The 25,594-nt window shown below is 64.7% G+C and carries 25 protein-coding genes; 7 read left to right on the top strand and 18 right to left on the bottom strand.

The genetic code is table 11. The annotated features are described in order from the left end of the window. Positions 1 to 9: 9 nt before the first annotated feature. The 5 genes from ABZO33_RS10300 to pmbA form a co-directional block, all read right to left on the bottom strand. Positions 10 to 621: a superoxide dismutase gene (locus ABZO33_RS10300; protein WP_414535950.1), complete on the bottom strand. Its 612-nt coding sequence runs from the start codon at positions 619 to 621 to the stop codon at positions 10 to 12. A gap of 1 nt (position 622) precedes the next feature. After that, entirely contained in the window at positions 623 to 1,084 is a 462-nt protein-coding gene (locus tag ABZO33_RS10295; RefSeq protein ID WP_414535949.1) for a hypothetical protein, read from the bottom strand. A 24-nt stretch (positions 1,085 to 1,108) separates the two neighbouring features. Then, positions 1,109 to 2,485: a class II fumarate hydratase gene (locus ABZO33_RS10290; RefSeq protein WP_414535948.1), complete on the bottom strand. Its 1,377-nt coding sequence runs from the start codon at positions 2,483 to 2,485 to the stop codon at positions 1,109 to 1,111. Then, a complete protein-coding gene (locus ABZO33_RS10285; RefSeq protein WP_046856974.1) occupies positions 2,478 to 2,879 on the bottom strand; it encodes a hypothetical protein in 402 nt (133 codons plus the stop codon). The genes ABZO33_RS10290 and ABZO33_RS10285 overlap by 8 nt, the downstream gene beginning before the upstream one ends. Before the next feature lie 207 nt (positions 2,880 to 3,086). Beyond that, positions 3,087 to 4,433, bottom strand: a complete 1,347-nt coding sequence (gene pmbA / locus ABZO33_RS10280; protein ID WP_414535947.1) for a metalloprotease PmbA — start codon at positions 4,431 to 4,433, stop codon at positions 3,087 to 3,089. 109 nt (positions 4,434 to 4,542) lie between these two features. Between pmbA and yjgA the strand changes: the two genes are divergently transcribed. Continuing rightward, the gene (gene yjgA / locus ABZO33_RS10275) at positions 4,543 to 5,064 is read left to right on the top strand and encodes a ribosome biogenesis factor YjgA (protein ID WP_023632090.1); all 522 of its coding nucleotides are present in this window, start codon (positions 4,543 to 4,545) and stop codon (positions 5,062 to 5,064) included. A 99-nt stretch (positions 5,065 to 5,163) separates the two neighbouring features. Here yjgA and tldD read toward each other — a convergent pair whose 3' ends face one another. The 8 genes from tldD to mreB form a co-directional block, all read right to left on the bottom strand. After that, entirely contained in the window at positions 5,164 to 6,603 is a 1,440-nt protein-coding gene (gene tldD, locus ABZO33_RS10270; RefSeq protein ID WP_414535946.1) for a metalloprotease TldD, read from the bottom strand. Positions 6,604 to 6,605: 2 nt separating this feature from the next. After that, a complete protein-coding gene (locus ABZO33_RS10265) occupies positions 6,606 to 7,457 on the bottom strand; it encodes a carbon-nitrogen hydrolase family protein (protein ID WP_414535945.1) in 852 nt (283 codons plus the stop codon). Positions 7,458 to 7,470: 13 nt separating this feature from the next. Beyond that, positions 7,471 to 11,280 (bottom strand): YhdP family protein, encoded by a 3,810-nt coding sequence (locus tag ABZO33_RS10260; protein WP_414535944.1) that lies wholly within the window; start codon positions 11,278 to 11,280, stop codon positions 7,471 to 7,473. A gap of 88 nt (positions 11,281 to 11,368) precedes the next feature. Then, positions 11,369 to 12,826 (bottom strand): ribonuclease G, encoded by a 1,458-nt coding sequence (gene rng / locus ABZO33_RS10255; protein ID WP_046856978.1) that lies wholly within the window; start codon positions 12,824 to 12,826, stop codon positions 11,369 to 11,371. Between the two features lie 54 nt (positions 12,827 to 12,880). Beyond that, positions 12,881 to 13,480 (bottom strand): Maf family protein, encoded by a 600-nt coding sequence (locus ABZO33_RS10250; protein ID WP_414535943.1) that lies wholly within the window; start codon positions 13,478 to 13,480, stop codon positions 12,881 to 12,883. A 29-nt stretch (positions 13,481 to 13,509) separates the two neighbouring features. After that, positions 13,510 to 13,998: a rod shape-determining protein MreD gene (mreD, locus tag ABZO33_RS10245; protein WP_046856980.1), complete on the bottom strand. Its 489-nt coding sequence runs from the start codon at positions 13,996 to 13,998 to the stop codon at positions 13,510 to 13,512. Beyond that, positions 13,998 to 14,990, bottom strand: a complete 993-nt coding sequence (gene mreC, locus ABZO33_RS10240; protein ID WP_414536337.1) for a rod shape-determining protein MreC — start codon at positions 14,988 to 14,990, stop codon at positions 13,998 to 14,000. Before mreC ends, mreD begins: the two co-directional genes overlap by 1 nt. A gap of 194 nt (positions 14,991 to 15,184) precedes the next feature. Continuing rightward, positions 15,185 to 16,222 carry a rod shape-determining protein MreB gene (mreB, locus tag ABZO33_RS10235; RefSeq protein WP_003255163.1) on the bottom strand — a complete coding sequence of 346 codons (1,038 nt, stop codon included), beginning with the start codon at positions 16,220 to 16,222 and terminating at the stop codon, positions 15,185 to 15,187. Positions 16,223 to 16,425: 203 nt separating this feature from the next. Here mreB and gatC point away from each other — a divergent pair, with 203 nt between their 5' ends. The 6 genes from gatC to ABZO33_RS10205 all read left to right on the top strand — a co-directional run bounded on the left by gatC (position 16,426) and on the right by ABZO33_RS10205 (position 21,634). After that, a complete protein-coding gene (gene gatC / locus ABZO33_RS10230; protein ID WP_023631156.1) occupies positions 16,426 to 16,713 on the top strand; it encodes an Asp-tRNA(Asn)/Glu-tRNA(Gln) amidotransferase subunit GatC in 288 nt (95 codons plus the stop codon). A gap of 15 nt (positions 16,714 to 16,728) precedes the next feature. Beyond that, entirely contained in the window at positions 16,729 to 18,180 is a 1,452-nt protein-coding gene (gene gatA / locus ABZO33_RS10225; protein WP_414535942.1) for an Asp-tRNA(Asn)/Glu-tRNA(Gln) amidotransferase subunit GatA, read from the top strand. Positions 18,181 to 18,191: 11 nt separating this feature from the next. Beyond that, positions 18,192 to 19,637 carry an Asp-tRNA(Asn)/Glu-tRNA(Gln) amidotransferase subunit GatB gene (gene gatB, locus ABZO33_RS10220; RefSeq protein ID WP_414535941.1) on the top strand — a complete coding sequence of 482 codons (1,446 nt, stop codon included), beginning with the start codon at positions 18,192 to 18,194 and terminating at the stop codon, positions 19,635 to 19,637. 120 nt (positions 19,638 to 19,757) lie between these two features. Next, positions 19,758 to 20,132, top strand: coding sequence for a septal ring lytic transglycosylase RlpA family protein (locus tag ABZO33_RS10215; protein WP_214501035.1), 375 nt, complete (start codon positions 19,758 to 19,760; stop codon positions 20,130 to 20,132). A 61-nt stretch (positions 20,133 to 20,193) separates the two neighbouring features. Further along, a complete protein-coding gene (locus tag ABZO33_RS10210) occupies positions 20,194 to 21,237 on the top strand; it encodes a calcium/sodium antiporter (RefSeq protein ID WP_414536336.1) in 1,044 nt (347 codons plus the stop codon). 10 nt (positions 21,238 to 21,247) lie between these two features. Then, the gene (locus tag ABZO33_RS10205) at positions 21,248 to 21,634 is read left to right on the top strand and encodes a carboxymuconolactone decarboxylase family protein (RefSeq protein ID WP_414535940.1); all 387 of its coding nucleotides are present in this window, start codon (positions 21,248 to 21,250) and stop codon (positions 21,632 to 21,634) included. Between the two features lie 57 nt (positions 21,635 to 21,691). On the opposite strand, the gene ABZO33_RS10200 is transcribed toward ABZO33_RS10205, so the two are convergent. The 5 genes from ABZO33_RS10200 to colR form a co-directional block, all read right to left on the bottom strand. Then, a complete protein-coding gene (locus ABZO33_RS10200; protein WP_102682697.1) occupies positions 21,692 to 21,922 on the bottom strand; it encodes a hypothetical protein in 231 nt (76 codons plus the stop codon). Then, positions 21,919 to 22,620 carry a lipopolysaccharide kinase InaA family protein gene (locus ABZO33_RS10195; protein ID WP_414535939.1) on the bottom strand — a complete coding sequence of 234 codons (702 nt, stop codon included), beginning with the start codon at positions 22,618 to 22,620 and terminating at the stop codon, positions 21,919 to 21,921. The genes ABZO33_RS10200 and ABZO33_RS10195 overlap by 4 nt, the downstream gene beginning before the upstream one ends. A 6-nt stretch (positions 22,621 to 22,626) precedes the next feature. Further along, positions 22,627 to 23,307: a class I SAM-dependent methyltransferase gene (locus ABZO33_RS10190; protein ID WP_414535938.1), complete on the bottom strand. Its 681-nt coding sequence runs from the start codon at positions 23,305 to 23,307 to the stop codon at positions 22,627 to 22,629. Positions 23,308 to 23,414: 107 nt separating this feature from the next. Continuing rightward, complete coding sequence (locus ABZO33_RS10185; RefSeq protein WP_414535937.1) at positions 23,415 to 24,743, bottom strand: sensor histidine kinase; 1,329 nt, start codon at positions 24,741 to 24,743, stop codon at positions 23,415 to 23,417. Beyond that, positions 24,733 to 25,416 carry a two-component system response regulator ColR gene (gene colR, locus ABZO33_RS10180; protein ID WP_046856987.1) on the bottom strand — a complete coding sequence of 228 codons (684 nt, stop codon included), beginning with the start codon at positions 25,414 to 25,416 and terminating at the stop codon, positions 24,733 to 24,735. Before colR ends, ABZO33_RS10185 begins: the two co-directional genes overlap by 11 nt. Positions 25,417 to 25,594: the final 178 nt, after the last annotated feature.

Below are 25,594 nucleotides of genomic sequence, written 5' to 3'. Positions count from 1 at the left end.
CGGTCAGACTCACTTCAGGGCATCAAGGTAGCGGCGTTCCACTTCGGTCCAGTCGACCACGTTGTAGAAGGCGCCAATGTACTCAGGACGGCGGTTCTGGTACTTCAGGTAATAGGCGTGCTCCCAGACATCCAGGCCGAGGATCGGCGTGTTGCCGTGCATCAGCGGGCTGTCCTGGTTACCGCTGCTCTCCACCACCAACGTTTTCTGCGGGGTCACGCTGAGCCAGGCCCAGCCACTGCCGAACCGGGTCAGCGCGGCCTTGGTGAAGGCCTCCTTGAACGCCTCGAAACCACCAAGCTGCTCGTCAATGGCCTTGGCTACCTGACCCTCGGGTTGGCCACCGCCCTTGGGCGACATGACGGTCCAGAACAACGTGTGGTTGGCATGCCCGCCGCCCTGATTGACCACCGCCCCTTGCAGTTTCTCGGGCAGTTGCTTGACTGCGCCCACCAGCCGCTCCACCGGCCATTCGGCCCACTCGGTGCCCTCGATGGCGGCGTTGAGGTTGTTGATGTAAGTCTGGTGATGCTTGCTGTGGTGGATCTCCATGGTCTGGGTGTCGATGTGCGGTTCCAGCGCATCGTAGGCATAGGGCAACGCAGGCAAGGTATGCGGCATGTCAGTGGATTCCATAGGCAGGTGTGCGGTCAGTGATGTCCGTATGGGCGACCAGCTCGCTGGCCACCGGCGCCTGTCGGCTGAGCAGGCGCTCGGTTCGCGGGTATTGGCCGTATTCGGCGATGAAGCTCAGCAACTCGGTGTAGGTGCGCCCGCTGTGGCGCAAGGCGGCATCGCGCAGGGCCTGGGGCAGGCGCGGATCCTGGCTGGCCTGGAGCAGCCGCTGGTGCGCCGCGCACAGGTAGTCGGCGCTTTCGTGCGGCTGGTTCAGGCGCAGGTGCAGGTCGGCCAGGTTGTGGTGGGCGATGACCAGTGCGGCCACCGCCTCGTCGACGTCATGCCAGCGCTCGAACAGCACCTGGGCCAAGGCCAGTGCTTGCAGGTAGTGTTCCCGGGCGTCGACCAGCTCGCCCTGCTCGAACAGGCGGTTTGCATCTTGGGCGGTGCGTTTCCAATGCTGCATGACGTGCCTCCTGGGCGGCCCGATTCAGATGCCGCCAGCGGTAAGTTTTTCCGGGTCCAGCAGCGCTTCGAGCTGGTCACGCGACAGGTCGGTATGCTCCAGCGCCACATCGATGATCGGACGCCCTTGCTTGTAGGCGGTCTTGGCGATCTCGGCGGCCTTCAGGTAGCCGATGATCGGATTCAACGCGGTGACCAGGATCGGGTTGCGCGACAGCGCCTCCTTGAGCTTGGCCTCGTTGACCTTGAAGCTGGCAATCGCCTTGTCGGCCAGCAAACGGCTGACGTTGGCCATCAGCTCGATGCTCTCCAGCAGGTTGCGGGCGATTACCGGCAACATCACGTTGAGCTCGAAGTTGCCCGACTGGCCAGCCACGGCGATGGTCGCGTCGTTGCCGATCACCTGGGCGGCGACCATGGCAGTGGCCTCCGGGATCACCGGATTGACCTTGCCCGGCATGATCGAAGAGCCTGGCTGCAGGCCCTGCAGCTCGATTTCACCAAGGCCGGCGAGCGGGCCGGAGTTCATCCAGCGCAGGTCGTTGGCGATCTTCATCAGCGCCACTGCAGCCGTCTTGAGCTGGCCGGACAGCGCCACAGCGGTGTCCTGGGAGCCGATCAGGGCGAACAGGTTCTCGCCGGGCGTGAACTTGACCTGGGTCAGGCCGCTCAACTGGCGGGCAAAGCCTGCGGCGAACTGCGGGTGAGCATTGATTCCGGTACCCACGGCCGTGCCGCCCTGGGCCAGCGCTTGCAGGCTCGGCAACGTGGCCTCGATATGCGCCTGGGCCCCCTTGATCTGGGCGGCCCAGCCACCGAGCACCTGGCTCATGCGGACCGGCATCGCGTCCATCAAATGGGTGCGGCCAGTCTTCACGTGCTTGTGCACTTCAACTGCCTTGGCCTCGATCACCTGGGTGAGGTGACGCAAGGCCGGCAGCAGCTGTTCGTGCAGGGCCAGGGCGGCGCTGACGTGAATGGTGGTGGGGATGATGTCGTTGCTGCTCTGGCCACAGTTGACATGGTCGTTGGCATTGACCGGCTCGCCCAGCACATGGCTGGCCAAGGTCGCGATGACCTCGTTGGCGTTCATGTTCGAGCTGGTGCCGGAGCCGGTCTGGAACACGTCCACCGGGAAGTGCTGGATGAAATCCTCGGCCAGCAGCTGTTCCACCGCCTTGACGATGGCCGCGCCCTGCCCTGCGCTGAGCTGTTCCAGCTCGACGTTGGCCTTGGCCGCAGCGGCTTTGGCCAGCAGCAAGGCACGGATGAACTGGGCCGGCATCGGCTTGCCGCTGACCGGGAAGTTGTCGACCGCGCGCTGGGTCTGGGCACCGTACAGGGCCTGGGCCGGCACCTGCAGTTCACCCATGCTGTCGCGCTCGATACGGGTATCACTCATCTTCAAGTCCTTGCATCAGTTCTTCGGGAGAAATCGACGGCAGCAGCACGCAATTGGCGAGCTGCATCGCGTAGGGCTGCCAACGCTGGTTCTGTTCGAGGCGGTCGAGATTGCGCAGGTCGAGCAGCGGGCGCCAGGCCTGGTCCAGGCACAGGCAGCGCCAGTGCCAGGGCAACATGCGATCGTTGGCGGTATCGAGCAGCAGACGCAAGGCGGTCAAGGCCACCGTCCACGGCGAGGTCTCGGTGCAGCACACCAGATAGCGGCCTTCGGCGAGATAGTGCTCGATCAGGCGTGGCTCGTCGGGTTCCAGCGCGCAACGGATGCGCCGGCTGAGCCAGCGCCAGTTTTCCAGGTAGGGCAGTTCGTGGAGGACGGTTTTCATGAACATCATCGCCGGGTTACTGGATAATGATATTCATTATTAAGTGATAAATAGAATCAGTTCAAGCTAGACGATAGGCAAAATGAACCCGGCGCGATGGCCGGGTCCTTTACGAGACGTGAGCGCGGCAGCGTGGGAGCGGGCTTGCCCCGCGATTGCACGTGAGATTATCGCGGGGCAAGCCCGCTTCCACGCCCTCTCCCCACAGTGCGTCGATCAGCTGCCAGCCACCGTCATGCGCTCGATCAGCACCGAGCCGCTGTGGATATTGCTACGCGTCTCGATATCGCTGCCAATGGCGACGATCTGCTGGAACATGTCCTTCATGTTGCCGGCGATGGTGACCTCCTGGACCGGGAACTGGATCTCGCCGTTCTCTACCCAGAAGCCCGCCGCGCCACGGGAATAGTCACCTGTGACCATGTTCAGGCCATGCCCCATCAGTTCGGTGACGAGCAGGCCACGGCCCATGCGGCGGATCAGTGCGGCCTGGTCCTCGACGCCATGGGTGACGAACAGATTGTGCACACCCCCTGAGTTGGCGGTGCTCGGCAAACTAAGCTTGCGCCCCGAATAGGTGCCCAGGATGTACGACACCAGCTCGCCTTTGTCGACGAACGGCTTGGCGTAGGTGGCCAGGCCATCGCCATCGAACGCTGCACTGCCCAGCGCACGCGGGATATGTGGCCGCTCGTCGAGGGTCAGCCAGGTGGGGAACAGCCGCTGGCCAAGGGTACCCTCGAGGAACGACGACTTGCGGTACAGGTTGCCGCCGGAAATGGCCGACAGGAAGCTGCCGAACAGACCGCCGGCAAGCTCGGCCGAGAACAGCACCGGCACCTCGCAGGTGGGTACCGGGCGGGCACCCAGGCGGCTTGCCGCGCGCTGCGCGGCACGCAGGCCGATGCTACGCGGGTCGGCCAGTAACTGGCCCTGGCGATTGACGTCGTACCAATAGTCACGCTGCATCTGCCCATCGGCTTCGGCGATCATCACGCAACTCAGGCTGTGACGGGTGGACGCGTAGCCACCGACAAAGCCATGGCTGTTGCCGTACACCCGCACCCCCTGATGGGTATTGAGCGTGGTGCCGTCGGCGTTGCTGATGCGCTTGTCGGCATCGAACGCCGCCGCCTCGCAGGCCAGCGCCATCTCGATGGCTTTCTCAGGCTCGATGTCCCAGTCATGGTAGAGGTCCAGGTCGGGGATCTCACGGGCCATCAACGCGGCATCGGCCAGCCCCGAGCAAGTGTCCTCGGAGGTATGTTTCGCGATTGCCAGCGCGGCTGCGACCGTCTCGCGGATCGCCTCAGGGCCGCTGGCCGAGGTGCTGGCCGAACCCTTGCGCTGGCCTACGTAAAGGGTGATGCCGAACCCCTGGTCGCGATTGAACTCGACCGTCTCGACTTCGCGCTGGCGCACCGTGGTGGACAGGCCTTGCTCCAGCGACACCGCCACTTCGCAGGCGCTGGCGCCCTGGCGGCGCGCCTCGGCGACGATCGCCTCGACCTGCTCCTGCAACGCCGGCAGGTCCTTGGGACCTACGCTCTGGACTGCACTCATGGTTTTCTCCACTGAAAATTCTGCGTACGGCTTGGGTCATTCTACGACCGGGCCGGACAAGCGGCCCCCGACTGGTTATCATGGCGGCGATTTCTTGCGGACGGCCCCCATGGTTGATTCTTACGACGACGCCTTCGATGGCGAAAAAAGCAAAACCCAGATCAAGCGCGAGCTGCATGCGCTGGTCGAACTCGGTGAACGCCTCACCACCCTCAAGGCCGACACCCTGGCCCGCCTGCCGCTGACCGACGAGCTGCGCAAGGCGCTGGACGAGGCCAGCAAGCACACCGCCCACGGCGCCCGCAAACGCCACATGTCGTTCGTCGGCAAGCTGATGCGTGTGCAGGACCTGGACGCCATCCATGCCGTGCTCGAGCAGATCGACAGCTCCAGCCGCCAGTACAATGAGCGTTTCCACGGCCTCGAGCGCTGGCGCGATCGGCTGATCGACGGTAACGACGAAGACCTCGAGCGCTTCGTCAACGAGTTCCCCGACACCGATCGCCAGCACCTGCGTTCGCTGATCCGTCATGCCCAGCATGAAAAGGCGCGGAACAAGCCGCCTGCCGCTGCGCGTAAAGTGTTCAAGTACATCCGCGACCTCGACGAAACCCAGCGCGGTTTGCGCTGAGGCCATCGCGGGACAGGTCGCATCGGCGCACCGCCGCTCCCACGCAGCCTTCGCAGGCATCTGTGGGAGCAGCGGTGCGACTTGCCCCGCGATCATTGATCAAGCCCCTGTACCACCGACAGTGATCGCATCCAGCTTCAGGGTCGGCTGGCCAACGCCCACCGGCACCGACTGCCCATCCTTGCCGCACGTACCCACGCCGCTGTCCAGCGCCAGGTCGTTGCCGACCATCGACACACCGCGCATCGCTTCCGGACCATTGCCGATCAAGGTCGCGCCCTTTACCGGCGCGGTGATCTTGCCGTCCTCGATCAGGTAGGCCTCGCTGGTGGAGAACACGAACTTGCCGCTGGTGATGTCCACCTGGCCACCGCCAAGGTTGGCGCAGTAGATGCCCTTCTTCACCGAGGCGATGATTTCCTGCGGGTCGCTGTCGCCGGCGCGCATGTAGGTGTTGGTCATGCGCGGCATCGGCAGGTGCGCGTAGGATTCGCGCCGGCCGTTGCCAGTTACCGCCATGCCCATCAGGCGGGCATTGAGCTTGTCCTGCATGTAGCCCTTCAGGATGCCGTTCTCGATCAACGTGGTGCACTCGGTCGGCGTACCTTCGTCATCGACGCTGAGCGAACCGCGACGGCCTTCAAGGGTGCCGTCGTCGACGATGGTGCACAGGCTCGAAGCCACCTTTTCGCCAATGCGCCCGCTGAACGCCGAGCTGCCCTTGCGGTTGAAGTCGCCTTCCAGGCCGTGGCCGACCGCCTCGTGCAGCAACACGCCGGACCAACCCGGGCCGAGCACCACCGGCAGCGTGCCGGCAGGGGCGGGAATCGCCTCGAGGTTGACCAGCGCCTGGCGCAGCGCCTCACGGGCGTAGCCCATCACCCGCTCTTCAGTGAAATAGCGATAGTCGGTGCGCCCGCCGCCACCCTGCCCGCCGCGCTCGCGACGGCCATTGTGCTCGACGATCACGCTGACGTTGAAGCGCACCAGTGGACGCACGTCGGCGGCCAGGCTGCCATCGGCGGCGGCCACCAGGATGCGCTCCCACACCCCAGCCATGCTCACGCTGACCTGCTGGATGCGCGGATCAAGCGCACGGGTGGCGGCATCGACGCGCTTGAGCAGCTCGACCTTCTCGGCGCGGGTCAGTACATCCAGGGGGTTGTCAGGCGCGTACAGGGCGGTCACGTCCTGGCTGCGGAAGGCTTGCACAGTGCCGTTCTGCCCGGCGCGGGAGATCGAGCGGGCGGCACGCGCCGCCGAAGTCAGGGCTTCGAGGTTGATCGCATTGCTGTAGGCAAAGCCGGTCTTCTCGCCGGACTGGGCACGCACGCCCACGCCCTGGTCGAGGTTGAAGCTGCCTTCTTTGACGATGCCGTCCTCCAGTGCCCAGGTTTCCGAGATCTGGCCCTGGAAATACAGGTCGGCGGCATCGATGCCAGGGCCGGCCAACTCGCCCAGCACCGTCTGCAGGCTGTCGAGGGTCAACCCGCCTGGGGCCAGGAGCTGCTCACTGACGGTGGATAACATCTGGCTCATAGTCACTCCGAGGTATGCGCAGGCCGCAAGGCGTCCTGCGAGAAAAAGCGCCGGTGCGTAGTTACCGGCATGCGCGCCCGGATGGACGCCTGTTCTTCGATATCACGCGTGGCGAGCAACACCGCCTCGCCCCGCGCCTGTTGCGCGACGATCCGCCCCCAGGGGTCGACAATCGCCGCCTGGCCGTGGGTTTCCCGCGGCCCCGGATGCAGGCCGCCCTGGGCAGCCGCCAGTACATAGCACTGGGTCTCGATGGCCCGTGCGCGAATCAGCACTTCCCAGTGCGCCGCGCCGGTCACCGCGGTGAACGCCGCCGGCGCGCTGATCAGTTCGGCCCCGGCGGCGCGCAAGGCGCTGTAAAGCTCGGGGAAGCGCAGGTCATAGCACACCGAAAGGCCCAGGCGACCCACGGGTGTGTCGGCCACTACCACCCGGCTACCGTGGGCATAATCGTCCGACTCGCGATAGCGGCCACGGTTGTCGGCCACGTCCACATCGAACAGGTGCAGCTTGTCGTAGCGGGCGGCGATCTCGCCGCGCTCGTCAACCAGCAACGTGCAGGCGTGGGCCTTGGCTTGCGGCTGGCCGACCGGCGGCAGCGGCAGGGTACCTGCGACTATCCATAACCTGAGGTCGCGGGCGGTGCGTTTCAACCATGGCAGGATCGGCCCCTCGCCGAGCGCCTCTGCCCTGCCGATGGCGGCGGCATCGCGCCGGCCCATGGCAGCGAAGTTTTCCGGCAGAACCGCCAGGCGCGCGCCTCCGGCGGCGGCCTGCTCAAGCAGCGCCGTGGCACGTTGCAGGTTGGCCAGCACATCGTCCTGGCTGACCATCTGGATCACTGCTGACGTCATGACCACCCCGGGATTATTTGTCGAAAGGTTTCACAAAGGTGATTTTAGGCTCTTTGACCGGACCCTCGACGCGATAGTGCACGCTGGCGAAGCGCGCCACCCGGTCACCGATCAGGCGATCGACGAGGAACAGCGCGCCCCCGACCGCCGGCGCGCCGACAATCAAGGCGGCCAATGGCAGGTTGTTGGTGACCGGCAACGTCACCAGCAGCTTGGCGTCGACCCGGTCACGGACGAAGTCCATGGTGCCGTCGAGTTCGAAATTGCTCGACGGGCCGGTGACGGTGATCGGCTCCCGCGTCACGTAGACCCCTTCGCTGGCCACCAACAGGCCTTTGACCCGATCGTAGGCCAGGCCCTTGCTGAACAGGTCGGAGAAGTCCAGGCGCAGGCGCCGGCCAATGGAGTTGAAGTTGAGCAGCCCGAACACCCGCAAGGCCTGGGCGCTGCCTTCGACCTCGACGAACTGGCCACTGCGCAGCGCCGCGTCGAGGCTACCGGAGTACCGGTTGAGGCTGACCCATGCCGGCGAGCCCGGCCAGCGGCCATCCACGTCCATGCGGAAGTCGCGACTGGTGACGGTGGGGGCAAAACCCCAGGCCTTGAGCACATTGCCCAGGTCCTTGCCGTCCACGCGGCCTTTGTACCAACTGGACGTGCTGCCTGGCTCGCCTTCCCAGCCACCGCTGCCGTCGATATGCAGCCCTTTGAGGTCCAGGTCGATATCGCTCATGGCCATGCCGCGAGGCGTCTGGCGCAGCTTCAGGGTGGCGCTGCCGAACAGGTCGTCGCCGCGGTACAGCTTGTCGATGGTCAGGTCCAGCGGCGGCGCCTTGCGCGGGTCAAACCCGGCCAATGGATCCGGCGCGTTCTCGGCCTGGGCCTCATTCGGGTCGGCGGGTGGCAGGCGCAGGCTCTGCAAGCGGACGGTCATGGGTGTGGCCTTGGCATCGGGAATGCGCGCATTGCCGATCACTTCCTGGCTGTCCAGGCGCAGGTCCCAGGCCGGGCCACCACGCATCAGGCGGATCACCGCCTGATTGAGGTCCATGCCGAACGCCTTGAGCTGGCCGATGCTGAGGTCAACACTCTGCAGGTTCTGCCGGGCACTGCCGCCCGGATCCTTGCCGGCCAAGCGCTCCATCTGTTGCTGCCACGGGGCCAGGTCCAGCGTCTCCAGCCGGCCACGTACCCGCAGGCCCTGGCCTGGCGGCACACTGGCCTCGCCCGTGCCCAGCAACAGCTCGCCACGCCCTTGGGCCAGCTTGTCGGCAGGCGCGGCATAAGCGAAGCGAGCCAGGTCCGCGTAGCTGCCATCGATGCGCCGTTCCGGACCCTGCAGGGTCAGGCCGAAGCGGCTGTCGCGGGTCTCTGCGGCAGCCTTGCCAAAAGGCGCCGGCAGATCGATGGCCAGGCCCTTGAGCGACGAATTGACGGTCAAGCGGTTGTCGCGGCTGCCCAGTGTCACTTGCAGCTGATACGGCAGCTCACCCGAAGCAGGCAGCGGCTGCGTGAACTGCAACCAGTCGGTCAGGGCCTTGAGGCCGATCTGGCCATTGGCATTGATCCGGGTCTGGATCTGCCCACCCTGCCCTTCGGCGCTGATCTGCGCACTGACCGGCTTGCCAAAGGCGCGCAGGCTGATGTCCTTGCCGCTCAGACCCTTGTCGAGATCGAAAGTGAAGTCGCCCTTCAACTGGCTCAGTTCCAGGGTCGGGGGCGCCACTTTCAAGGTAGCGTCGGCGGTCGCGAAGTTCACCAGCACCTTGGGCCGCTGCCCGTGGGCCAGGGGTACGTCGAGCTTGACCTTGCCCTTGAGCGGCCCCTCGCCTTCCCAACCGGCGAAGATTTCCCCCGTGCCGATGGGCGCTTCCTTGAGGATCTTCAAGCCATCGCCGAGGCTACCGTCGAAATCACCGTCGAGGATCAGGTGGCTGTGCTGGTCGCCTTCGACATGGGGAATGTCGACGCTGACATCACTGACCTTGGTGTCCAGCAGCAGCCCATGATGGGCAAGGATGCGCACACCGGTGTCTTCGATATACACATTGCCATCGACCTGCTGCACCTGCGGCCAGCCTGGCTGGAAATCCAGTGCGGCGTCATGCACCTTGAAGAACAGGCTGATATCGCGGGCATGGGGCGGCGCGTCGTGATGCAACGACCCCTGGTACTGGAAATAGCCCTCGTCGACATTGCCCTTGACGATGGCGCTGCGCAGCCATTCATCCAGGGCAGGGCTGAGCACCTCGGGCAGGTACTTGGCGGTGTAGCGCCCGTCGCCTTCGGTAAGGCCGACGCGCAGGTCCATGTAGTCTTCGTGGCCCGGCTGCAGGTGGATGCGAATAAGGAAGTCCGCCGCGATCTTGCCCTCGTCGCCCAATACCTTGATGTAGGGGGCGACCAGGGTGAAAGCCTCTTTGTCCAGAGTCCAGGTCAGCCGCGCATTGGCTTTCGGGTAATGCCAGGGTTTGCCGAAGATCGGGTACAGGTGCAGCATGAACGCCTGGGTATCCAGGCGCAGCTCGCCGCGCCCAAGGTCACCGCTGATCGCCCCGGTGACATTGCCCGCCGCCGGCGCGCCGTGATAGGCATCGAAGCCGACCTTCTCCAGATTGGCGGCGAACTGCAGCCGTTGGTCGCCCTCGGCCTTGGGTCGGATGTCCAGGCGCACGTTGCGCAGGGCGCCGGTGACCTTGAGCGCATCGAGCACGGTCATCAGCTTGTCCGGCAATGGCGCCAGGGCGTCGATCAAGGGCGTCAGCGGGGTCAGGTCAAGGCGGTCTGCCTGCACCTGCCAGCTTTCCTCGGCCGGGTTCTGGCCCGGACGCTGCGCCAGTTGCAGGTGCGATTCCCAACGAGCCTTGCCGAGGCTCATGGCCAGGGAGTCGACGACGACGTCGAAGCCCTGGTCCTGGCGCTGGAACCAGGCCGACACCGCCAGGTTGTCCACGGTAATGGCCTTGCGTCCGGTATAGGAGCCTTTGAGCTGCGGGGCATTGAGACGAACCATGGCCCGTTGCAGTTGCCCATGACTCCAGTCGATCCAGAACTCGCCACCGGCACGCAAGGCACTGGCCTGCCACTGGCCCAGCAATCGCGGCGGCAACCAGTGCGCCCAGTCGCTTTGCGGCAGGCTGAGATAGGCTTGCACACGTCCGTCGCGCCAGGTCTTGGCGGTGGCCCGGCTGTTCAGGTTCAAGGCCAGGGGCTGGCCGTCGGGCAGTGTGGCGCGCAAGTCGAGGCTCTGGCGCGAGGCGCCCGCCTGCACGCCGAGGCTGACGTAGGTGAGGGTCAGGGGGTCGCGTTGCCAGGGATGCAGGGTGACCTGGCTGTCGAAGACATCGACCCGCCCAAGTTGGCGCAGGCGCTTGAGCGCCTGAGCCGGATCAAGCGCTGCGTCATCCTGCTGCGGCAGGCCTTCAAGGGCCCAGGCACCCTGCTCGCTTTCACGCAGGATCAATTGCAGGCCACTGAGCTGGATCCGCGCCAGGCGCACTTCACGCGCCTTGAGACTGGCCCACAAGTCAGGTACCAGCTTGACGTCGTCCAGGCGCAGCGCCGAGGCGCCTTCGCCCAGTTGCAGGTCACGTACACGCAGTACCGGCGCCAAGCCGCTCCAGCGCCCTTCGAGCGCCCCGACGTGCACGGGCATGCCCAAGGCCTGTTCGGCCTTGAGTTCGGCGTCTGCACGGTATTCGGCGACCAGAGGCACCAGTTGCCGACCGAGGCTGACATACAGCGCCACCAGCACCGCCAACAGGGCGCAGATAACCAGCCCCCAGCGGGTCAAGGCGCTCAGAACGCGGGTCAGACGTTCCATGGCCGAGGCCCTCCAAGTCGTCCCTTAACTATGGCCGGTGTATAGCGCTTTGCCAGCCCGTCCATGGGGCAACCGCTGTTAGAAGGGGTCAGAGCAGCACCACATCGTATTGTTCCTGGGAATACATGGACTCCACCTGGAAGCGGATGGTTCGTCCAATGAAGGCTTCAAGTTCGGCGACGTTGCCCGACTCTTCATCGAGCAACCGATCCACCACCTTCTGGTTGGCCAGGACGCGATAGCCCTCGGCCTGGTAGGCCCGGGCTTCACGAAGGATCTCGCGGAAAATTTCGTAACAGATCGTCTCGGGGGTCTTCAGCTTGCCGCGGCCCTGGCACGCTGCACAGGGCTCGCACAGCACCTGCTCGAGGCTTTCACGGGTGCGCTTGCGGGTCATCTGCACCAGGCCCAGCTCGGTGATGCCGATGATGTTGGTCTTGGCGTGATCGCGCTCGAGCTGCTTCTCCAGGGTACGCAGGACCTGGCGCTGGTGCTCCTCGTCCTCCATGTCGATGAAGTCGATGATGATGATCCCACCGATGTTGCGCAGGCGCAGTTGCCGGGCAATGGCGGTGGCCGCCTCGAGGTTGGTCTTGAAGATGGTCTCTTCAAGGTTGCGATGGCCGACGAACGCACCGGTGTTGACGTCGATGGTGGTCATCGCCTCGGCCGGGTCGACCACCAGGTAGCCGCCGGACTTGAGCGGCACCTTGCGCTCCAGGGCGCGCTGGATTTCGTCCTCCACCCCATACAGGTCGAAGATCGGCCGCTCGCCAGGGTAGTGCTCCAGGCGATCGGCGATCTCCGGCATCAATTCGGCCACGAACTGGGTGGTCTTCTGGAAAGTCTCCCGCGAGTCGATGCGGATCTTCTCGATCTTGGGGTTGACCAGGTCGCGCAAGGTCCGCAGCGCCAGGCCGAGGTCCTCGTAGATCACCACAGGCGCTCCGCAAGTCTTGATCTGCGAGCCGATCTGCTCCCACAGGCGGCGCAGGTAGCGGATGTCCTGGAGGATATCCTCCGCGCGGGCGCCCTCGGCGGCGGTGCGCAGGATGAACCCCCCGGCATCCTTCATGTCTTCCTGGGCCATGCAGTCGGTGACCACCTGCTTGAGGCGATCACGCTCGGCTTCTTCCTCGATCTTGAGCGAGATGCCGACATGGCTGCTGCGCGGCATGTACACCAGGTAACGCGACGGGATCGACAGCTGGGTGGTCAGGCGTGCGCCTTTGCTGCCGATGGGATCCTTGGTGACCTGGACCACCAATGCCTGGCCTTCGTGGACCAGCGCGGTGATGGTCTCCACGGCCGAGCCTTCGCGCTGGGAAATTTCCGAGGCATGGATGAACGCCGCCCGCTCCAGGCCGATATCGACGAATGCCGCCTGCATGCCCGGCAATACCCGCACCACCTTGCCTTTGTAGATGTTGCCGACGATGCCACGGCGCTGGGTGCGCTCTACATGCACCTCCTGCAGGACTCCGTTCTCCACCACCGCCACGCGTGATTCCATCGGGGTGATGTTGATCAGGATCTCTTCACTCATGGCGCGCTCTCGTCAGGGGTCTGGGGTAATGATGGATTGCTGCGGCGTGGCTGGCTAGCGCTGTGCGGAACCCTCTTGCAGTTGCCAACATGGCACACCGAATTGCTCGAGCAGTTCGGCGGTTTCACTCAGGGGCAGCCCGACCACAGCCGAGTAGCTGCCCTCGATGCCGCTGACGAACACCGCGCCCAAGCCTTGGATGGCATAGCCACCGGCCTTGTCGGCAGGCTCGCCGCTGTCCCAGTAGCGCAGCGCTTCCTCGAAGGAGATGGTACGAAAACGCACGGTGGTGCTGACGCAGCGGCTGATACTGCGCTGGCCATCGGTCAGCGCCACGGCGGTAAGCACCTGGTGTTCGCGCTTGGACAGGTCACCGAGCATGGCCAACGCCTGCTCGCGATTCTCCGGCTTGCCAAGGATCTGGCCATCGAGCACCACAGTAGTGTCGGCGCCCAGCACCACCCCTGCGCCATCGGTCTGGGCGAAGCCCGCAACCGCCTTGGCCTGGGCCAGGCGCTCGACGTACGCCGCCGGCGCTTCGCCCGGCAACGGGGTTTCATCGATGGGGGCGCTGACGACGGTGAACGGCACACCGATCTGGGTCAGCAGTTCACGGCGGCGTGGCGAGCCGGAGGCCAGGTACAGCTGGGTCATGTGGACATCTCCCTGTCAGTGGCGGCGCGTCAGTGGATATGCAGGCGACGGCGCAGGCCGCGCAGGGCAAAGCTGACCCACGGCCAGAGCAAGGCGCTGATCACCGCCGACCAGACCAGGGCCAGGGTCGGCAGGCGATTGCCGGTCAGCGCACTGAGCCACAGCTGGATCAGTTGGGCGATACCGAAGATCACCAGGATCACCAGGCTCTGCTGCCACATCGGGAACATGCGCAAGCGCTGCTGCAAGGACAGCACCAGGAAAGTGATCAGGGTGAGAATCAGGGCATTCTGACCCAGCAAGGTGCCATACAGCACGTCCTCGGCCAGACCAAGCAGGAACGCGGTGGTCATGCCGACCTTGCCCGGCACCGCCAGGGTCCAGAAGGCCAGCAGCAGGGCCAGCCACATGGGCCGGAACACTTCCATGAACTGCGGCATGGGCGAGACGCTGAGCAACAGGCCGATGGCGAAGGTCAGCCAGATGGCCCAGCCGTTTCTGCTACGGGTGCTGGCCATTATTGTCTCCGGGGTTGGGCGGGCGCAGGCGCCGGGGGCACCGCTACCGGGTTTGCCGCTGGCGCTGCCCCGGGCACAGGCTGAACAGCACTGCCCGCTGCCGATGCCGCCGGCGTGGCCGGTGCCTGGCCATGGCCAGCGCCCTGACGGTCGGCCTCTTCCTGGGCAATCGCCGCCTCGGTGGCGCGCTCCTCGGGCGTGCGCCGGTCGCTGAACACCAGCAGCATGTAGCGGCTGCGGTTGAGCGCGGCGGTGGGGATGGCACGGACGATGGCGAACGGCTGGCCGGAGTCATGGATCACTTCGTTGACCGTGGCCACCGGGTAGCCTGCCGGGAAGCGCTGGCCCATGCCCGAGCTGACCAGCAGGTCGCCTTCCTTGATATCGGCGGTGTCGGCCACGTGGCGCAGCTCCAGGCGCTCCGGGTTGCCCGTGCCGCTGGCAATGGCGCGCAGGCCGTTGCGATTGACCTGCACCGGAATGCTGTGGGTAGTGTCGGTAAGCAGCAGTACCCGTGCGGTGTACGGCATCAGCTCGACCACCTGGCCCATCAGGCCGCGGGCATCGAGCACAGGTTGGCCGAGAAACACGCCATCGCGCTCACCCTTGTTGATCAGGATACGGTGCGTGAACGGATTGGGATCGACCCCGATCAGCTCGGCGACCTCGACCTTCTCGTTGACCAGCGCCGAAGAGTTGAGCAACTCACGCAGGCGCACGTTCTGCTCGGTCAGGGCGGCCAGCTTCTGCAGGCGCCCCTGCAGCAGCAGGGCCTCGGTCTTGAGTTTCTCGTTCTCGGCGATCAGTTCGGTGCGGCTGCCGAACTGGCCGGCCACGCCCTGCCACGTACGCTGCGGCAAGTCGGTGATCCAGTAGGATTCCATCAGCACCAGGCCCATCTGGCTGCGCACCGGCTTGAGCAGGTCGAAGCGCGAGTCGACCACCATCAGGGCGACCGACAGCACGACCAGCACGAGCAGGCGAACGCCCAGCGAGGGGCCCTTGGAGAAAAGCGGTTTAATGGGCCGTTCCTCGTGGACGACTCAGGAGGTCATTGGACATGGGGCAATGCACCGGCCTGCTGCGGATTGACGGAAACGGCGCCCGGGCGGGCGCCAGCACAGCGCTTACAGGTAGCACTGTGCGTGCCACCTGTAAACCTGGACATACACTACTGCATCAGCGATCACTCGCTGGAGAGCAGGTCCATGGCGTGCTTGTCCATCATCTCCAGGGCACGGCCACCGCCGCGGGCGACGCAGGTCAGCGGGTCTTCGGCGACGATCACCGGCAGGCCGGTTTCCTGGGCCAGCAGCTTGTCCAGGTCGCGCAGCAGCGCGCCACCACCGGTCAGCACCAGGCCGCGCTCGGCGATGTCCGAGGCCAGTTCCGGCGGCGACTGCTCCAGGGCGCTCTTGACCGCCTGGACGATGGTCGCCAGCGATTCCTGCAGCGCCTCGAGCACCTCGTTGGAGTTCAGGGTGAAGGCACGCGGCACGCCTTCGGCCAGGTTGCGGCCACGGACGTCGACTTCGCGCACTTCGCCGCCCGGGTAGGCGGTACCGATTTCCTGCTTGATGCGCTCGGCGGTGGATTCGCCGATCAGGCTGCCGTAGTTGCGGCGCACGTAGGTGACGATGGCTTCGTCGAAGCGGTCGCCGCCGACGCGCACGGACTCGGCGTAGACCACGCCGTTGAGCGAGATCAGGGCGATCTCGGTGGTACCGCCACCGATATCGACGACCATCGAGCCGCGGGCCTCTTCGACCGGCAGGCCGGCACCGATGGCGGCGGCCATGGGTTCTTCGATCAGGAACACTTCACGGGCACCGGCACCAAGGGCCGATTCACGGATGGCGCGGCGCTCGACCTGAGTCGACTTGCACGGCACGCAGATCAGCACGCGTGGGCTGGGCTGCAGGAAGCTGTTCTCATGCACCTTGTTGATGAAGTACTGCAGCATTTTTTCGCAAACGCTGAAGTCGGCGATCACGCCGTCCTTCATCGGACGAATGGCAGCAATGTTGCCGGGGGTGCGGCCCAGCATGCGCTTGGCTTCGGTACCGACGGCGACGACGCTTTTCTGGTTGCCGTGGGTACGGATGGCAACTACCGAGGGCTCATTCAGGACGATACCGCGCTCACGCACGTAGATAAGGGTGTTGGCAGTACCCAGGTCGATGGACAGATCGCTGGAAAACATGCCACGCAGTTTCTTGAACATGGGAAAGTGACCCTGGGGAAAGCGTGGGTAAAAAAGTGCGGCAAACTCTAACAATGGCAGGGATTTTGGGCAAGGAGCCAATATGTTAAATTGGTTGTTTTTCCGAGCATGCCTGCCGATGTTCGCGGCCCTTTGACCGCCAGAATGCCGGCATGTTCCTCATCTGCGGACCCATTCCGTTTTTCGTTTCCCTGGAGATCCCCATGGCGCTTCAACGCTCCGACGTGGAAAAGATCGCCCATCTGGCCCGCCTGGGCCTGAATGAAGGCGAATTGCCACGCATCACCGATGCCTTGAACAGTATTCTCGGGCTGGTCGACCAGATGCAAGCCGTCGACACCTCTGGCATCGAGCCCCTCGCCCACCCGCTGGAAGCCACCCAGCGCCTGCGCCCCGACCAGGTTACCGAGAGCAACCAGCGCGACCGCTACCAGGCCGTCGCCCCGTCGACCGAGAACGGTCTGTACCTGGTTCCGAAAGTCATCGATTAAGGGATAGCGCCTGCCATGCATCAACTCACTCTGGCCGAAATCGCCCGCGGCCTCGCCGACAAGTCGTTCTCCTCGGAAGAACTGACCGGTGCCCTGCTGTCGCGCATCAAGCAGCTCGACCCGCAGCTCAACAGCTTCATCACCGTCACCGAAGCACAGGCCCTGGAGCAGGCGCGCGCCGCCGACGCCCGCCGCGCCGCCGGTGAGACCGGCGCGCTGCTGGGTGCGCCGATCGCCCACAAAGACCTGTTCTGCACCAACGGCGTACGCACCAGCTGCGGCTCGAAGATGCTCGACAACTTCACCGCCCCGTACGACGCCACCGTGGTCGCCAAGCTGGCCGAAGCCGGCATGGTCACCCTGGGCAAGACCAACATGGACGAATTCGCCATGGGCTCGGCCAACGAGTCCAGCCACTACGGCGCGGTGAAGAACCCGTGGAACCTCGAGCACGTGCCCGGCGGTTCGTCCGGCGGCTCGGCCGCCGCCGTGGCCGCACGCCTGCTGCCGGCCACCACCGGCACCGACACCGGCGGTTCGATCCGCCAGCCGGCGGCGCTGACCAACCTCACCGGCCTGAAGCCGACCTATGGCCGCGTATCGCGCTGGGGCATGATCGCCTACGCCTCGAGCCTCGACCAGGGCGGCCCGCTGGCCCGCACCGCCGAAGACTGCGCCCTGCTGCTGCAAGGCATGGCCGGCTTCGACGCCAAGGACTCGACCTCGGTCGACGAGCCGGTGCCGGACTTCAGCGCCAACCTGAACGCCTCGCTGCAGGGCCTGCGCATCGGCCTGCCCAAGGAATACTTCGGCGCCGGCCTCGACCCGCGCATCGCCGACCTGGTCCAGGCCAGTGTCAAGGAGCTGGAAAAGCTCGGCGCGGTGGTCAAGGAAATCAGCCTGCCGAACATGCAGCACGCCATCCCGGCGTACTACGTGATCGCACCGGCGGAAGCCTCCTCCAACCTGTCGCGCTTCGACGGCGTGCGCTTCGGTCATCGCTGTGAAGACCCGAAAGACTTGACCGACCTGTACAAGCGCTCCCGTGGCGAAGGCTTCGGCGCGGAAGTGCAACGCCGCATCATGGTCGGCACCTACGCCCTGTCGGCCGGCTACTACGACGCCTACTACGTCAAGGCGCAGCAGGTCCGCCGCCTGATCAAGAACGACTTCGTCGCCGCATTCAAAGACGTCGACGTGATTCTCGGCCCGACCACGCCGAACCCGGCCTGGAAACTGGGCGCCAAGAGCAGCGACCCGGTTGCCGCCTACCTCGAAGACGTCTACACCATCACCGCCAACCTGGCCGGCCTGCCGGGCCTGTCGATGCCGGCCGGCTTCGTCGACGGCCTGCCGGTGGGCGTGCAACTGCTGGCCCCGTACTTCCAGGAAGGCCGCCTGCTCAACATCGCGCACCGTTACCAGCAAGTCACCGACTGGCACACCCGCGCCCCCAACGGCTTCTGAGGAGTTCACACATGCAATGGGAAGTTGTGATCGGGCTGGAGATTCATACCCAGCTCGCCACCCAGTCGAAGATCTTCTCCGGCAGCGCCACCACTTTCGGCTCCGAGCCGAACACCCAGGCCAGCCTGGTCGACCTGGGCATGCCCGGCGTGCTGCCGGTGCTCAACCAGGAGGCAGTGCGCATGGCGTGCATGTTCGGCCTGGCGATCGATGCCGAGATCGGGCCGCGCAACGTTTTCGCGCGCAAGAACTACTTCTACCCCGACCTGCCCAAGGGCTACCAGATCAGCCAGATGGACCTGCCGATCGTCGGCAAGGGCCACCTGGACATCGCCCTGGAAGACGGCACCATCAAGCGCATCGGCGTGACCCGCGCGCACCTTGAAGAAGATGCCGGCAAGAGCCTGCACGAAGACTTCAACGGCGCCACCGGCATCGACCTGAACCGCGCTGGCACCCCGCTGCTGGAGATTGTTTCCGAGCCGGACATGCGCAGCGCCAAGGAAGCCGTGGCCTACGTCAAGGCCATCCACGCCCTGGTGCGCTACCTGGGCATCTGCGACGGCAACATGGCCGAAGGTTCGCTGCGCTGCGACTGCAACGTGTCGATCCGCCCAAAGGGCCAGACCGAGTTCGGCACCCGCTGCGAGATCAAGAACGTCAACTCGTTCCGCTTCATCGAACGTGCGATCAACAGCGAGATCCAGCGCCAGATCGATCTGATCGAGGACGGCGGCAAGGTGGTGCAGGAAACCCGCCTGTACGACCCGAACAAGGACGAGACCCGCTCCATGCGCAGCAAGGAGGAAGCCAACGACTACCGTTACTTCCCCGACCCGGACCTGCTGCCGGTGGTCATCGAGCAGAGCTTCCTCGACAGCGTGCGCGCCGCCCTGCCGGAGCTGCCACCACAGAAAGTCGAGCGCTTCCAGAGCCAGTACGGCCTGTCGGCCTATGACGCCAACGTGCTGGCCTCCAGCCGCGAGCAGGCCGACTACTTCGAACAGGTGGTGAAGATCGGCGGCGATGCCAAGCTGGCCGCCAACTGGGTGATGGTGGAACTGGGCAGCCTGTTGAACAAGCTCGGCGTCGAAATCGACCAGTCACCGGTCAGTGCCGAACACCTCGGCGGTATGCTGCTGCGCATCCGTGACAACACCATCAGCGGCAAGATCGCCAAGACCGTGTTCGAGGCCATGGCCGCTGGCGAAGGCGATGCTGACGGCATCATCGAGAGCAAAGGTCTCAAGCAGGTCACCGACACCGGCGCGATCGACAAGATGCTCGACGAGATGCTCGCCGCCAACGCCGAACAAGTCGAACAGTACCGCGCCGCCGATGAAGCCAAGCGCGGCAAGATGTTCGGCTTCTTCGTCGGCCAGGCGATGAAGGCGTCGAAAGGCAAGGCCAACCCGGGGCAAGTGAACCAATTGCTCAAGGCCAAGCTCGAAGGGTGATCTGAAAACGCGGCGAGGGCTTCGCCCTCGATCGCGGATGAATCAGCTCCTGCAGGTATGTGTAGGAGCGGACTCATCCGCGATGGGCCGCACAGCGGCCCCATTTGCGGAGCATCCGAATTGCTCAAACGTTCCCTCACCACCCTAGCCCTCTTCTCTCTCCTGGCCGGCTGCGCCAGCCATGACATCGACCCTCGCGGCTACGACCAGAGCGGCACCGCCTCCTATTACGGCTCACGCCACCATGGCAAACGCACTGCCAGCGGCGAGCCCTTCAACCAGCACGGCCTCACCGCCGCCCACCGCAGCCTGCCCTTTGGCAGCCGTGTGCTGGTCACCAACCTGGCCAACCAGCGCAGCGTGGTGGTACGCATCAACGACCGTGGCCCGCACACCCGCGGCCGGCTGATCGACCTGTCACGCGCCGCCGCAGAAAAAATCGGCATGCTCCGTAGCGGAACCGCGCGAGTCCGGGTACAAGGTCTGAGCGATTGACCTGACTGGAGCCCTCGCCATTTTCGACCTGGCCACCCTCCCCGCCTTCAGCCTGCTGCAACTGGGCCTGGGCTTGCTGCTGATGATCTTCGGTGCCGAGCTGCTGGTACGCGCCGCCCTGCGCCTGGCCAGCCGCCTGCATGTGCGCCCGCTGATCATCGGCCTGAGCCTGGTCGCCTTCGGCAGCACCGCGCCACAGCTGACCGTGAGCCTGCAAGCCGCCTATCAGGGCGCGCCGGATGTCGCGGTGGGCAGCGTCGTGGGCAGCAACATCTTCAACGTGCTGGTGATCCTCGGCCTTGCCGCCCTGATCATTCCGCTGCGAGTGTCACGCCAGCTGGTGCGCCTGGATATCCCACTGATGATCCTCGCCAGCGCCTTGGTCTACCTGCTCGCGTTCAACGGCGAACTGGGGCGCCTGGAAGGCGGCCTGCTGTTGCTCGGCCTGGTCGGTTACCTGGCCATGCTCTGGCATCAGTCGCGCCATTATGCCCGCACCTACCCGGCGCCACGCACCGAGCACGCCTGCCCGCTGCGCTTCTGGAGCGGGGCGCTGCTGCAGATTCTCATGGGCCTGGGGCTGCTGAGCCTGGCGGGTCACCTGGTACTGGAGGCAGCCGTCGAGGTGGCGACCGACCTGGGCCTGTCCGAACGCATCATCGGCCTGACCGTGGTCGCGGTATGCACTTCGCTGCCGGAACTGGCCGCCGCGCTGATCGCGGCCCTGCGCGGCGAACGGGAGATCGCCGTGGGCACGGTGATCGGCAGCAACCTGTTCAACCTGCTGGCGGTGCTGGGGCTGACGGCAGTGACCACCCCCACCCCCTTGTCGATTTCACCCAATGCACTGGACTTCGACCTGCCGGTGATGCTCGGCGTCGCCGCTTTGTGCCTGCCGGTCTTCTATTCCGGTTACCGGGTGACCCGCGCCGAAGGCCTGGTTTTCCTGTGTCTTTACTTGGCCTACGGTCTGCATGTAGTGACCTTCACCACCGGCCTGCCATTGGCCGGACGCCTCGAACAACTGATGCTGTTCTATGTAATGCCAGTGCTCGGGGTCGTGCTGCTGTACACGACAGTGCGCGCCTGGCGCCGCCAACACTAAGGAAAACAACATGGCTGACAAGAAAAAGACCGGCGAAAGCATTCGTCGCCAGGTAATGGGCGATGCCTTCGTCGATCGCGCCCTGGGCAATGCAACGGCGTTCACCCAACCGCTGCAGGACTTCGTCAACGAGCATGCCTGGGGCAGCGTCTGGGCCCGCGACGGGTTGCCGCTGAAGACCCGCAGCCTGATCACATTGGCCACCCTGACCGCGCTCAAGTGCCCGCAGGAACTCAAGGGCCACGTACGCGGGGCGTTGAACAATGGCTGCACGGTCGAGGAGATTCGCGAGGCGCTGCTGCATTGCGCGGTGTATGCCGGGGTGCCGGCGGCGATCGATGCGTTTCGCGCGGCGCAGGAAGTGATCGACAGCTATCAGGCGAGTGCCGCGGATTAAACGGCAAAGCGCCAGAAGCTCATGGAGATCCCCTGGCGCCCGTCAAGACGACCTGCCTCAACCAACCGGCCGCAGGCCCTGACTCATCCCGAACAGAAACAATAAAAGATCATGATCCGGCTGAGCCTGCGCCTGGTCAGCCTTCACCACGCGAGGCAACGGGCACTGCCCGCCCTCCCCGGCCTTGCTGAACACCGTGGGCCGCGGCTGCTCCCAGGCTGCCGCCGCAGCGGTGGTCACCGCCAACGCCGCAACCAGGAACAAAGCTCGAGCGATTTCTAGTTTCATTGCTCTAAACCTTTGACAGCGCTGCCAAACGCCATTTGGTAAAAGTAGAGCAAGGTCTGCCACTCCGCCTCGTTGAACGACGAGTGGCGGCGCAATTGGCGCAGGTCGTTGTATGCCGCCCGCTGGCAACTGATCCGTCGCCGACATTTCTCCAAGTCCAGCAACGCGACCTCCACCCGCGCTTGCTCCCCCTCGCCAAGCACCTTGACGAACACATGCTTGCCGTACAGGCAGCCATGCTGCCAATGCCCAAGATGCATGCGCGCCAGGTTGTCGGCCAGATCCTTGAGCATGCGCTCGTGCACCGCCTGCGGATAATGCTCGCGAGCTCCCGAGGCATGCCAGGCATCGAGATCGACAAAGCCATCTAGGGCCTCGCTGACCAGCAACGCACGCCACTGGTGATCGGCGTCACGCTCGGCACCGGCATAGACGATACGCGGCACCCGCACGCCCAACTGCTCGAAACTGTGCAATGCATCGAGTTCGCGCAACACCGTGGGGCGCCCGAACGGATGCCGGAGGCTGCGGTAGATATGCCCGACCTGGCGTTTGGCATACAGCATATGGCCATGGTCATCGCTCAGCCGCTGCACACCGCTTTCGCCGCCACGCCGCTGGTTGGGCTCCTCGACCCATTCCCCTTGCTGCTGCCAGTAATAATCGAACTGCCTGGAATGATGCTGGGCTACCGCCATGTCTCTTTACCCCTTGCGCAATACGTACACTCGCCACATGGCATAGAACGGCAGAAAGTCGAGACGTTCCTGAATTCTGAAGCCTGCTGAGGAAAATTCTTCTTCCACTGTAGCCGCAGGTAACACAAATCGGTTCTGGTAGCTGTCCTGCGTGGCCTTGGCACTGCGCCGCACTTCGAGCTTGCGCCGGCGCCAGGCCTTGAAATTGCCATCCACCCACAGCGACAGAATCACGCTGTCACGGCTAACCCTTTGAAATTCCGAGAGAATTGTCTTGCGATGCGCAGGGTCGCCAATGTGATGGAACAAACGCATGCAGAAAATGCTGTCCACCGAATTGTCCGGCAGGTCAATGGCAAAGGCGGAGGTCTGCAAGGGCCGTACCCGTGCGACGACTTCTGGCGGTTGTGCCGCACAGGCTGTCTCGATCATCGCTGCGGAATTGTCTGCTCCGATGATCACCCGGTTGGCCTTTTCCGCCAGCAACGGCCAGAAACGCCCCGCGCCACAAGGCAGGTCCAGCACCAGCCCTGGCTCACCGGCCAACGCCAGGGCGCGCCGGGCCAGCTGCTCGTCGCGCTGGTGGGACAGGCGTCGAGCCAGGCCATCCTGGTGCTTGAGGAAGTACTGGCGGGCATGATCCCGATCGTACTTGTCCGAGAATTCGAGTTTGATGGGGCTACGCATTGAGCATCTCCTGACTCCAGTGCGCCCACCTTAGGCAGGTGGGCGTTGGCGTCAGGTCATGCCGATGTGAAAAATCTGTAGGAAGTTTCCGCAGGTGTTACTGGAAGTTAATCCGGATCCAAAATTCCGCCACGCCCTTCGCCATGCTGCGCCGACGGGTTGCCCTGGCTCAGATCGACCTGGAAACGACAGCCGTGGGGCAGCGTCGCCGTGAGGGTCACGCGCCAGCCCTGGTCGTCACAGATGCGTTGGACCAGCGACAGGCCCAACCCCAACCCCTCGCCCCGACGCTCGTCACCGCGCACGAATGGCCGGAACATCGCCTCGCGCTGTTCTTCGGGAATCCCCACGCCACTGTCTTCAACACTGAAGCCATTGGCCTCCAGGCTGAGGCGGATGTAGCCACTGTCGGTGTAGTGGGCGGCATTGCGCAGCAGGTTGCCCATCACCGATTGCAGGAAGGTGGCGTTGTACAGCACCGGGCTGGCACTGACCTGGCCATCGTAGTAAAGCGCCAGGCCTTTCTGCTCGACGGTATCGCGCCATACCCCGATCAAGTCGTCGCCCACCTCGCGCAGGGTCGCCCGCGAAGCGATTGCACCTTCATCGCGCTGGGCCCGGGCAAGCATCAGGAAGGTTTTCACCAACTCGCGCATCTCCTCGGTCGCCCGGGCGATACGTTCGACCTGGCTGCGAGCGCGGCGCTCGAGGTTGGGGTTTTCCATCAGCAGCTCGCACGAGGTGGCCAGGACCATCAGTGGCGTACGCAGCTCGTGGCTGACATCGCTGGTGAACAAGCGCTCACGGGTCAAGGCATCACGCAGGCGCCCCAAGGTATCGTCGAAGGCGACAGCCAACTGGCCGACCTCATCCGCCGCATAATCCGGTGCCAATGGCGGTGCCAAGCCCAACAGCTGGTCACGGTGACGGACCTGGCGCGCCAGGCGGATCACCGGCGCCATCACCCGTCGCGCCAGCAACCAGCCGAGAATCACCGCAAGGGCCAGGCTGAGCACGAAGCCGACCACGACAACGGCGAACAGCACCCGCTCGCGCTCCTCGAAATCGCTCTGATCCTGCAACAGCACATAACGTCGGCCGTCGACGATCTCGACCATGGCGTGGTACGAGAGCTGGTCGCGAAACACTTCGTGAAAACCGGCGTCCAGGTGGCGCAGGTCCTTGGGCAGCTCGAAGTCGTCGCGCCCGCCACTGAAGTAGAACAACTGGTCGGGGCGTGGTCGGTGGCTCCAGTCGCTGACGCTGTCCATGCGCAACAGGCGCTGCAAATCACCGCCGAGTACCGAAGAGATCAACCGCTCTTCGACCAGGTGCACCGTGGCGACAATGCCAAAGGCAAAGGCCCCGGCCACCAGCGCGCTCATCAGCGCAAAGGCGATGATGATGCGCTGGGCAAGGCTCTGCTTAAACTCCATCGCGGCCCTCGGCGAGGCGATAGCCGACGCCATGGACGGTATGCAACAGCGGTCTTTCGAAGGGTTTGTCGATGACCTGGCGCAACTGGTGGACATGGCTGCGCAGGCTGTCGCTGTCCGGGCAGTCGTCGCCCCACAGCGCCTCTTCCAGCACCTCGCGGCGCAGGACGTGGGGGCTCTTCTGCATCAGCACGGCCAGCAGTTTCAGGCCGACGGGGTTGAGCTTGAGCAGGCGGCCCTGACGGGTCACCTCCAGGGTGTCGAGATCGTAGCTCAGGTCGGCGACCTGCAACGAACGCCGGCCGCCCCCCTGGGCACGCCGCAGCACCGCCTCGATGCGCGCGGCCAACTCCGACAGCGCGAACGGCTTGAGCAGGTAGTCGTCGGCCCCCGAGCGGAAGCCTTGCAGGCGGTCGTCCAGCTGGTCACGGGCGGTCAGCATGATTACCGGTGTGTCGCGGCGGGCATCCTCGCGTAGGCGCTTGCACAGCGTGTAGCCGTCGATGCCCGGCAACATGATGTCGAGCACGATCAGGTCGTAATGCTCGGTCGCGGCCAGGTGCAGGCCGGACAGGCCATCCTGGGCACAATCGACGGTGTAGCCCTTCATGCCGAGGTAGTCGGCCAGGTTGGCCAGAATATCGCGGTTGTCTTCAACCAAAAGAATGCGCATCGAGATCTCCTGTGCGGCGCTTCGCCGGGCGCGGCAGGCGCAGCTTACGGCCATTTGCCCGCATGGTGCCATGCCTTGGGTCGAAATCACCGGACTTGACAGTTTTTTCACCGATCATTCACGAACACAGGATAGCGGCCCAACGACAATGCCTCGTCTCTTACACCTTCTGGAGTCA

This window comes from Pseudomonas sp. CAM1A (genome assembly GCF_047501685.1).
Lineage (GTDB): Bacteria > Pseudomonadota > Gammaproteobacteria > Pseudomonadales > Pseudomonadaceae > Aquipseudomonas.
This window is presented reverse-complemented; position numbering and strand designations above follow the sequence as displayed.